This window comes from Thalassospira permensis NBRC 106175, from assembly GCF_000714555.1.
GTDB classification, from domain to species: domain Bacteria; phylum Pseudomonadota; class Alphaproteobacteria; order Rhodospirillales; family Thalassospiraceae; genus Thalassospira; species Thalassospira xiamenensis.
This window is the reverse complement of sequence record NZ_AUNC01000063.1, coordinates 1-887: the sequence shown is the minus strand read 5'-3', so window position 1 is coordinate 887 and position 887 is coordinate 1. Positions and strand designations below refer to the sequence as shown.

Genomic DNA, 887 nt, shown 5'->3' with positions numbered 1-887 from the left:
CTGATCCCCGCCATGACCGATGCCGCCCCGAACAGGGCCGCACCAATTGCCATCTGCTCGGGCGTTCTGGCAAAAAACCGCGCCCAGGCCGCCGGAATGCTTTCCGCTGCCGCGATTTCCGGCCCGGAACGAATATCAGGCGGTCGAAGGCTCCTTGCGTTTGACCGCCTTTTCGATGATTTCCTCGCTCCACTGGTTAAGGCTTTTACCCGCCAGTTCTGCGGCAATCGCTGCCTTCCGGTGAATATCGGGACTGACCCGCAACATCATCTTGCCGGAATAAGGTTTTTGCGGCGTCTTGCCCGTCTTGGTACAGGTCTCAAGATAATCGTCTACCGCCTCGTAAAAGGCTTCCTTCAAATCCGCAACCGTATCGGCATGAAATCCGACACGATCCCGAATACCGGCAATATGGCCGACGAAAATCTCGTCATCGGAATCAAATTCGACGCGCGCCATATAACCTTTGTAAGTCATTGCATTCATGGCGTTACTCCTGTGCGGATCAGAAAATCACGCGCATCGCGTACCTGATACCGCTTGGCCTCTTTGGCCGGATGCGGTCGATGGAAAGTGGCGATTTCGCCATCCTTTTCGAACCGAACCCGCGATCCGCTGCCTTCAATCACATTTGCACCCGTGGCTTTCAGCAAAGCCTCAATTGCCCGCCATTCAATACTAGCAGATAACGGATCGGTAAAAACTGCAACCAAGGTTTTTCTGTGCTTGCCCTGCATGCTATCATTATATGATAGCAAAATCGAAAACCGCAATCACTAAGTGATAGCTGATCAGATCCGCTTCAAAACCATCGACATCATCGCGCTCAGGACAAACAACCCCGCTGCCGAAATCACGATGCTTGGCCCGGCCGGGCTGTCGATATG

Annotated in this window: 2 protein-coding genes; both read right to left on the bottom strand. The window is 53.6% G+C overall.

All coding sequences use genetic code 11. From position 1 onward, the window contains the following. Nucleotides 1-135: 135 nt before the first annotated feature. On the bottom strand, nucleotides 136-486 hold the full coding sequence (locus SMB34_RS18535) for a type II toxin-antitoxin system HicB family antitoxin (protein WP_037992300.1): 351 nt from the start codon (nucleotides 484-486) through the stop codon (nucleotides 136-138). Continuing rightward, nucleotides 483-713, bottom strand: a complete 231-nt coding sequence (locus SMB34_RS18530) for a type II toxin-antitoxin system HicA family toxin (RefSeq protein ID WP_240478872.1) — start codon at nucleotides 711-713, stop codon at nucleotides 483-485. The genes SMB34_RS18535 and SMB34_RS18530 overlap by 4 nt, the downstream gene beginning before the upstream one ends. Nucleotides 714-887: the final 174 nt, after the last annotated feature.

Excerpts from the sequence above, each read along its gene's own strand:
- SMB34_RS18535 (WP_037992300.1), bottom strand. The coding sequence starts at position 486 with ATGAATGCAATGACTTACAAAGGTTATATGGCGCGCGTCGAATTTGAT.